The organism is Hymenobacter sp. (assembly GCF_035709525.1).
In the GTDB taxonomy this organism is placed as follows: domain Bacteria; phylum Bacteroidota; class Bacteroidia; order Cytophagales; family Hymenobacteraceae; genus Hymenobacter.
The window spans coordinates 1-8,568 of the sequence record NZ_DASTEP010000038.1 but is presented as its reverse complement, the minus strand read 5'-3'; the positions used below and the strand labels follow the sequence as shown (position 1 = coordinate 8,568).

8 protein-coding genes are annotated in these 8,568 nt (G+C 62.9%); 4 read left to right on the top strand and 4 right to left on the bottom strand.

The window, feature by feature from the left end:
- From VFO93_RS03270 to VFO93_RS03260, 3 genes are all read left to right on the top strand, one after another.
- A partial coding sequence (locus VFO93_RS03270; RefSeq protein ID WP_325132886.1) for a response regulator transcription factor occupies window positions 1-286 on the top strand: 286 nt, incomplete at its 5' end.
- A 95-nt stretch (window positions 287-381) separates the two neighbouring features.
- Window positions 382-750, top strand: coding sequence for an SPW repeat domain-containing protein (locus VFO93_RS03265; protein WP_325132885.1), 369 nt, complete (start codon window positions 382-384; stop codon window positions 748-750).
- Window positions 751-832: 82 nt separating this feature from the next.
- On the top strand, window positions 833-1,957 hold the full coding sequence (locus tag VFO93_RS03260; RefSeq protein ID WP_325132884.1) for a DUF6268 family outer membrane beta-barrel protein: 1,125 nt from the start codon (window positions 833-835) through the stop codon (window positions 1,955-1,957).
- A 141-nt stretch (window positions 1,958-2,098) separates the two neighbouring features.
- On the opposite strand, the gene ppk1 is transcribed toward VFO93_RS03260, so the two are convergent.
- The 4 genes from ppk1 to hflX form a co-directional block, all read right to left on the bottom strand.
- Window positions 2,099-4,177 carry a polyphosphate kinase 1 gene (gene ppk1 / locus VFO93_RS03255; RefSeq protein ID WP_325132883.1) on the bottom strand — a complete coding sequence of 693 codons (2,079 nt, stop codon included), beginning with the start codon at window positions 4,175-4,177 and terminating at the stop codon, window positions 2,099-2,101.
- A gap of 163 nt (window positions 4,178-4,340) precedes the next feature.
- Window positions 4,341-4,835 (bottom strand): histidine phosphatase family protein, encoded by a 495-nt coding sequence (locus tag VFO93_RS03250; RefSeq protein WP_325132882.1) that lies wholly within the window; start codon window positions 4,833-4,835, stop codon window positions 4,341-4,343.
- Between the two features lie 133 nt (window positions 4,836-4,968).
- The gene (locus tag VFO93_RS03245) at window positions 4,969-6,297 is read right to left on the bottom strand and encodes a leucine-rich repeat-containing protein kinase family protein (RefSeq protein ID WP_325132881.1); all 1,329 of its coding nucleotides are present in this window, start codon (window positions 6,295-6,297) and stop codon (window positions 4,969-4,971) included.
- A 96-nt stretch (window positions 6,298-6,393) separates the two neighbouring features.
- Window positions 6,394-7,755: a GTPase HflX gene (gene hflX / locus VFO93_RS03240; protein WP_325132880.1), complete on the bottom strand. Its 1,362-nt coding sequence runs from the start codon at window positions 7,753-7,755 to the stop codon at window positions 6,394-6,396.
- Window positions 7,756-7,871: 116 nt separating this feature from the next.
- Between hflX and VFO93_RS03235 the strand changes: the two genes are divergently transcribed.
- Window positions 7,872-8,480 (top strand): Uma2 family endonuclease, encoded by a 609-nt coding sequence (locus tag VFO93_RS03235; RefSeq protein ID WP_325132879.1) that lies wholly within the window; start codon window positions 7,872-7,874, stop codon window positions 8,478-8,480.
- Window positions 8,481-8,568: the final 88 nt, after the last annotated feature.

Here is an 8,568-nt window from a genome sequence, read left to right as displayed (position 1 = left end):
AGTAGGTTTGCAACTGCTCGATACCGTGCTGGCCTTCGAGGCCGCGCCGCCGCCCGCGCCCAGCGTGGCCTCGCCGCTGTCGCGCCGCGAGCAGGAGGTGTTGCAGCTGGTGGCCGAGGGCCTGACTACGCAGCAGATTGCCGACCAGCTCTTTACCAGCAAGCGCACCGTGGAAACGCACCGCCAGAACATTCTGGAAAAAACCGGCACCAAAAACACCGCCGCCCTGGTGCGCCACGCCATTTCGCAGGGCTTTCTCAGCGGCACCAGCGAGCCCACGGAGTAGGGCCGGGGGCTAATCTGGGCTATATCCTTCCGCCAGGAGGGCCGTTAGCAGGCTTGCTTTTCCTGTTTTTCCTTTTCCAAAAAACCTAGCCCGCCATGAATCAGCCCATCTCCCGCGTGCAGCACGGCTTCACCGACTACTCCTACGTGCCGCTGGTGGCCAGCGCGCCTCGTCTGCTCGGTTTTGAAGACAACAAAACGGCTACTACGCTCTGCTACGTGCTCAGTGGCAATATCCTGGCCTCGTCGCTGCTCACCCGCGCCGAGTGGGGCGCGTTCAAGGTCATTCCTTACAAAGCCCACCTCGCGCTCGACGTGGTAGTGGGCCTTTCGGCCCTGAGCGCGCCGTGGCTGTTTGGCTTTGCCAAAGACCACAAGGCGCGCACGGCGTTTATCGCGGCCGGAGTGTTTGGGCTGCTGGCGGGCCTGCTCTCCCGGCCCGAAGAAATGCCCGAGTACGCCTAAAACGGCCGCCTAACCGCAGCCATTCAGAAAATATTCACGTAAGCAGGCCGGTTCCCGCGCGCAGCGGGGCTCCGACCTGCTTATGTGCTTACTCCCTACCCGCTTCTGCAAGAAAAGCCTGCTGCCCGGCCTGCTGGCCCTGGCCGCCACCGTGGCCCGCGCCCAGGACGTGCCGCGCATTTACCCCGCCCCCGCCCCCACGGCCCGCGACTCGGCCACCGGTGCACCTGACCTAGTTGACAAGCAGCAGTTTGCCAACCCCTCGGTGCTGGGCATGGGGCCGAGCAAGGGCATCATCCTGCACTACGAGCGCACGTCGCCGTTTAGCGTGGCCGCCTCTAGCCAGGTGGCGGGCGTGAGCGACTACAACACCACGGCCAAGCGCAACGGGCGGCTGATTTTCAAGGGCTACATCCCGGCCTGGAACCGACCCCACCTCAAGGTTATCGTGGGGCTGAACTACGACCGCGAGGAGTTCAAATTTGAGGACAAGCCCACCAACTACGGCCTCTTCGACAACATCGAAAACAAGGGCCTGAAAAGCACCGGCGTGCAGCTGGCCGTGATTCGGCCCGTCGATGCCGTGCACTGGTACCTGGCGCGGGTGAAGGGCGAGCTCTCGGGTGACTATACGTCGAGCACCGACATTGGCAGCACCAACTACTTCCGGGGCTCGTTCGAGGCGTTTTATGGCTGGAAGCGCAGCCCGCGCTTTTCGTGGGGCGTGGGTTTTCAGTACGGCTACACCTTTGGGCGGCTCAGCCTCTACCCGGCCATCATCTACAACCGCACCTTCAACGACCGCTGGGGCATCGAGGCGCTGTTTCCGGCCCGCGTCACGGCCCGCTACAACGCCTCCGAGCGCTCGCTGTTCTACGCCGGCTACTCGGTCGATGGCACCAATTACATCCTGGCCTTGCGCCAGGAACTGCCGCTGGGCGCGGGCAAGCAGCCGCTGCGCAGCCTGGAGCTGCGCGAGACGGAGGTAAAATTTCGTCTGCGCTGGGAGCGCGAGCTGCTATCGTTTTTGTGGCTCGGGGCCGAGGGCGGCTACCGCTACAACTACGCCTTCGACGCCTTCGACCGCACCAATGCCGACCGCGAGCGCATCATCCGCACCAAGCTGGGCGGCGCGCCTTATGTGAGTCTAGAAGTATTTGCCGTGCCGCCGCGCAAGCTGCTGGAGAAGGCCGGCGTGCGGCGGTAGTAGTTCGGTGCCCCGCCCACTACCGTCATGCTGAGCGGAGCGTAGCGGAGTCGAAGCATCTCTACCTCGATACTAACTCTTGCGCTAGCAACGGTGCGATAGAGATGCTTCGACTCCGCTGCGTTGCGCTCAGCATGACGGTTACTTCTTCGCCCGCCGCCCGGCCAGCTTCTTCAAGTGCTGGTACTGCGCCTCCTGCGCCCGCACGGGCGGCTCGCCCTCGGCCGAGAGCAGCAAATGGTTCTCAAAGTCGCGGGCCTTCACATTATCAGCGCGCTCCAGGTCGAGCAGGTGGCGCACCTGGGCGCGCAGGGTTTCATAGAGCAGCGGAAAGGCTACTTCCACGCGGCGGTCGAGGTTGCGCGTCATCCAGTCAGCCGACGAGAGGTAGACCTTCTCCTCGCCGCCGTTGGCGAACACGTAGATGCGGGCGTGCTCCAAATACCTATCCACCAAGCCGCGCTGGCTGATGTTCTCGCTCAAGCCCGGCTGGCCCGGCACCAGGCTCCCGATGCCCCGGATGAGCAACTCGACGCGCACGCCGGCCTGGCTGGCCTCGTAGAGCGCGGCTATCATGCCGGGGTCTTCGAGAGCGTTCACTTTCAGCAAGATGTAGGCATCTTTGCCCTTGCGGGCGTTGGCCGCCTCGTGCGCTATCAGCTTGAGCAGCTGCTTGCGCAGCGTGAACGGGGCCACCAGCAGGTGCTGCAAGTGCGTGGGCTCGGTACCGCTCTGGAAGTAGCGAAACACCTGGTCGACCTCGGCCCCGATTTCGGCATTAGCCGTGAACAGCGCGTGGTCGGCGTAGATGCCCGCCGTGGCCTCGTTGAAGTTGCCGGTGCTGAGGTAGGCGTAGCGGCGCGGCGCCTCGCCATCGCCCTCGCGGCGCGTGATGAGCAGCAGCTTGGCGTGGCACTTGAGCTCGGCGGGCGTGAAGATGACGTGCGCCCCCGCGCGCTGTAGTTTCTCGGCCCAGTGCATGTTGCTTTCCTCGTCGAAGCGCGCTTTCAGCTCCACCACGGCCGTCACCTGCTTGCCGTTTTTCACGGCTTTGATGAGCGCCTTGGCCACCGCGCTCTTAGGGGCCACGCGGTAGAGCGTGATGCTGATAGCGCTGACTTTGGGGTCATTAGCCGCTTCGCGCAGCAGGCGCGGCACGGCGTCGAAACTTTGGTAGGGCACGTGCAGCAGGTGGTCACGCTGCGCAATGGCGGGCAGCAGCGGGCCGGTGCGCGGCAGCGTGGGGTGCGGCAGCTCGGGCCATTCGGGGTTTAGCAAGTCCTTGCGGCCGAAGCTGGGGAAGCCGAAGAAATCGCGGAAATTGTGGTAGCGGCTGCCCTCTACCAGCTCCTCATCGGCGATGCCGGTTTTTTGCTTGATGGCCCGCAGCACCTCTTTGGGCATTTCGGGGTCGAAGAGCAGGCGGGCCGGGTAGCCGGTGGCGCGCTTGGCCAGGCTACTGCGGATTTTGGCCAGCAAGTCGCCCGATACTTCCTCCTCGATGTCCAACTCGGCATCGCGGCTCAGCTTGATGGCGTGGACTTTCACCTTCTGGTAAGTAGCAAACAAGCTGGGCGCGCCCACCCGCACCACGTCGTCCAGAAACAGCACCTCGTGCGGCTCGTCGGGCGTGCCCTGGCCGCCGGGCAAAGCCACGAAGCGACTGCCGTGGCGCTTGGTGGGCAGCTCCATCAGCACCACGCGCTCGGCGTCGGCTTTTTTGGCCTTAGCTACCGGCTTAGTTAGAAAGAAGGTCAGGTACACGGCCTGGTCTTTCAGAAACAGCTGGTGCAGCGTGTCGTCGAGCACCACCGGCGAGAGCAGGTCGCGCACTTTCTCGTTGAAATACTGCTGCACCCACTCGCGCTGTTCGGCGCTGAGGTCTTCGGCGCGCAGCAGCCGGATGCCAGCCTCGCCCAGCGCGGGCAGCACCTGCTCGCGGAAGGTGCGCCCAAACTCCTCCTGCTGCCGATGCACTTCGGCCAGCACCTCGGCCAGCACGCGCTTGGGGCGGGTTTGCAGCTGGGTGCGGGTTTTCTTCTTGAGCTTCACCAGCCGCCGCAGGGTAGCCACCCGCACCTTGAAAAACTCGTCGAGGTTGCTCGAAAAAATCGCCAGAAACTTGAGGCGTTCGAGCAGCGGCACGGTGGGGCACTGCGCCTCTTGCAGCACGCGGGCGTTGAAGCGCAGCCAGCTCAGGTCGCGGGGAAGGGTTTTCATTTAACAGTTGACAATTAACATTTAACAGCTCGTCAGGCGGTTAGCCGTAGTGTTTATACTCTGGCGCTGAAGTATTGGCCGAGCTTAATCGTATTCGGGCCTTCTACGCGGCGGGCCACGTTTGCAGTTCTGTTAAATGTTAACTGATAATTGTTAAATGACCCTAAATGTCCTTGGGGCAGTCGAAAAAGTAGAATTCGGCATTGTCCTGCTTGACATCGGCCCAGCGCTCGACCTGAAAATGCAGGCAGATGACGCCGGCCGTGGGCATCTCGTTGCTCAGGGGCGAGGGCGAGAGGTAGTTGGCCACGTCGGTGATGGTCGGGTTGTGGCCGGTGAGCAGCACCGAGCCAGCGTCGTCGGGCAGCGCGTGCACCACGGCCAGCAGCGTCTCCAGGTCGGCCTCGTAGATGGCGGGCTCCACCTTGATGTTATCGTGCGGGTAGTCAAGCTCGCGGGCCACGAGCACGGCCGTACTCAGGGCCCGCACGGCGGGCGAGCTCACCATCAGGTCGAGTTTGATGTCGCGCTTGGCCAGGGCCTGGCCAATGCGCGGAGCATCGTCGCGGCCGCGGTCGTTGAGGGGGCGCTCGCGGTCGGTGAGGTCGTCAAAGCTCCAGCTCGATTTGGCGTGGCGCATCAGGTACAGGGTTTTCATGGGGCGAAGCTAGGGGTGAAGGGCAATTAGTTTAAGGCGGGTGTAGAGACGCATCTTTGCGTCTCGGCGTTGTTCGGCTTGCCTGACGGGAGACGTAAGAATGCGTCTCTACACCCTGTCGCAGGCAATCACGCTAACTACTCAGCGTACCCAGCGCCTGCCCAATCTCCGCAAACAGCGGCCGGGCCGCTACCTCGGGCTGCGTGCAGCGCTGCACCAGTATCTGCCAGGCCTGCGCCACGGCGGGCACGGCCGCTGCCTCGGGGCAGTGCGCCAGCAGCTCTTCGAGCAGACAGCCAAAGGCGCGCACCTCCAGCCGCTGCAAGGCTTCGGCCGTGGCTGCGTCGGCCGGGTTGAAGAAGCAGGCCGCACCAAAGTCGCCCAGCAGGCTTTCGCCTGATTTGGTATAGAGAATGTTATGCGCGTACAAGTCGCCGTGCATGATACCCTGCGCGTGCAAGTGCGCCGCCGCCGAAGCAATACCCTGCGCCAGCCGTAGCGCGGCGGCCAGGCTAAAAACCGTTTCGGGCGCGTACACGTCACGGGTGCAGGTAGCGAGGCTGGGCGGCCCGGCCAGGTTGCCAAAGACGGGGTCTATCAGTTCCAGCACCAGCCCTTCGGCCCCGGCCGGGTGCCCGGCTATTTTGCCGCGCACGGCAATCAGGTTGGGGTGCTGCCCGGCGCTGATGCAGGCCGACATCTCGCTGTGGGGCAGGCCGTCGCTGGTCACGGCGCCCTTGAAAAGCTTCACCGCTACCTCCGTAGGAACGGCCGCGCCCCGGTGCCACCCCGCCCGATAAATGACGCCCGACGCGCCTTCGCCCAACTGCTGCTCGATGCGCAACTGCGCCCACTCGATACTGGCAATGGGGTGCCGCGCCACTACCGCCGCCTCGGCCGCCGCTGAAAACGGGTTGCCCGCGTAGGCCAGCCAGCTCAGCCGGGGCATAGCCAGCAGCCAGGCTGGCAGCGCGGTGAGCTGATTGGCCGCGATGCGCAGCAGCTCTAGGTTTTGGCACTGCGCCAGCGTTTCGGGCAGGGCCGTGAGCTGGTTGCCGGCCAGCATCAGCTTTTGCAGTTGGTGGCAATTGCCGATTTTGGGCGGCAGGCTAGTGAGCTGATTATCCGTGAGAATAAGCCAGCGCAACTGCGGCGGTAGCGCGGCGGCCGGCAGCGTGCGTATCTGATTGGCCTTGAAGCCCACCATGCTCAGCTGCGGGCACTCGCCCAGCACCTCGGGCACGCTCGTGAACTGATTATCCGAGCAGAACAGCACGCGCAGCTTGCGTAGCCGGGGCAGGTCGGCGGGCAGGCTGCTGAGCGCGTTGCCCGAGAGGTTCAGAATTTCGAGCGTGTCGGCGAGGTCAAAAATCTCGCGGGGAAACTCGGTGAGGCCGGTCGACAGGTCGAGCCGCGTGAGGCCCGTGAGTTGGCCGGCGCGCAGCTGTTCAAGGGTGTGCATGGCGCAAAGGTCGTAACACCAAGCTCCAGCTTGGTGACTCGTTGACGAGCCGCATTTGACTGGCTCAACAATGAATCACCAAGCTGGAGCTTGGTGTTACTCCGCCACGGCGTCGTACTGGCCGTATTGCTGGTTGCTGTAGGGGTAGCGCACCTGGTAGAGTTCGGCCACCTTGCGGCCCAGCAACTCGCGCAGAGCATCAATATTCTCCCGCTGCGCCGCCGAGATGAACACCACCGGGTCGTGCAGGCGGGCCATGTAGGAGGCTTGCAGCTGCTCGAGTGGCGGGCGCGGCGCGGGCTCGTCAAAGTCAGTCGGAAACTCCTGCTCGGGGTCGTCGTCGGCGAAGTTGGGCGCGGGGTCGGGGTCGGCCTGGTACTGGTCTATCTTGTTAAACACCAGCAGCATGGGCTTGTCCGACGCGCCGATTTCGCGCAACGTCTCGTTCACCACCTCGATGTGCTCCTCGAAGGCCGGGTGCGAAATATCGACCACGTGAATCAGCAAATCGGCTTCGCGAATCTCATCCAGCGTGCTCTTGAAGCTCTCGATGAGCTTGGTCGGCAGCTTGCGGATAAACCCGACCGTATCGCTCAGCAGGAAGGGCACGTGGTTGTCGAGCACCACCTTGCGGGTCGTGGCATCGACGGTGGCGAAGAGCTTGTTTTCGGCAAAGACTTCGGCCTTGCCGAGCAGGTTCATTATCGTGCTCTTGCCCACGTTGGTGTAGCCCACCAGCGCCACCCGGATGGTGTTGGTGCGCGTCTTGCGCTGCGTCACGGCCTGCTTGTCAAGGTCTTCGAGCTTTTCCTTGAGGAAGGCAATGCGGTCGCGCACGATACGGCGGTCGGTTTCAATCTCCGTTTCGCCGGGGCCTTTCATGCCCACGCCACCGCGCTGCTTGTCCAAGTGAGTCCAAAGGCCGGTGAGGCGGGGCAGCAGGTACTGGTACTGCGCCAGCTCGACCTGCGTGCGCGAAGTGGCCGACTTGGCCCGCAGCGCGAAGATGTCGAGAATGAGCAGCGACCTATCCACGATTTTCACCTTCAGCTCGGCCTCCAGGTTGCGCAGCTGCGAGGGCGAGAGGTCGTCGTCGAAGACTACCATCGAGCTGTTTTCGTGCTGCACGTAGGCTTTTAGCTCTTCCAGCTTGCCCTCGCCCACGTAGGTGCGGATGTCGGGCTTCTCCAGCTTCTGCACGAAGCGCTTGGTGGCTTCGGCCCCGGCCGTTTCGATGAGAAAGGCCAGCTCGTCCAGGTATTCGGTGGTTTGGGCGTCGGTTTGGCGGCGCGGGGGCACGCTCACGAGCACGGCGGTTTCGCGCTCCTTGGCCGTGGCGTGGGTTTTGATTTTAAGTAAGTGTTTGGGCGTCTTGGCATCGCGGCGGGCGGGCGTCGTGTCTACCGCCCCTATGTGGCGGGTGCTGCCCTTACCGTTGTTGTCTTTCGATTTTGACATATAGAGAAGAGCCGGTTGCGGGCTCCGAATATTTAACACCAATTATAACGGAATCGTTAAGTAAATCGCTGCGCGCAAACCCGGATTTTGACCGCGCCACGGCTTATTTTTGACGTATGCCTACGCCAATCACATCCATTTCCCAGCTCGACCCCAACGGTACGTATACCTATGCCGACTACGTTACCTGGCAGTTTACGGAACTGGTAGAGTTGGTGCGCGGCAAAATAATGCGCCGCATGAGCGCGCCCACCGACCGGCACCAAGCCGTAGTGGGCGAGTTGCATCTGATTTTTGGAAATTATCTGCGACGGCAGCCTTGTCAGGTGCGGGTAGCGCCTTACGATGTGCGCCTACCGCGCTGCGGCACTACCGCCGACCAAGCTATTTATACCGTGGTGCAGCCAGACATCTGCATCATCTGCGACCCCGGCAAAATTGAGCCGCGCGGCTGCCTGGGCGCACCAGACCTGATAGCCGAGGTGCTCTCACCGGGTACTTCCTCCCGCGACTGGAAAGATAAGTTCGACCTTTACGAAGAAGCTGGTGTGGGCGAATACTGGATTGTGGGACCGTCTGACCAGGATATCAGCGTATTTGTGCTAGACGACACTGGCCGCTACCGCCTACTGGGTGAGTATGCAGGCCCCGGCCCCGTAGCCTGCGCTACGCTACCTGAGTTAGGGTTGGACTGGAGCGATATTTTTACAGAGCCTGCGAGGTGAAGCCACTAACGGCGCTGGCCGCCGTTTAGCGCGCAGCGCGTAACGGCAGGTCGACCAGTGGGGCGAGTCTCCCGACTCGCGGTATGAG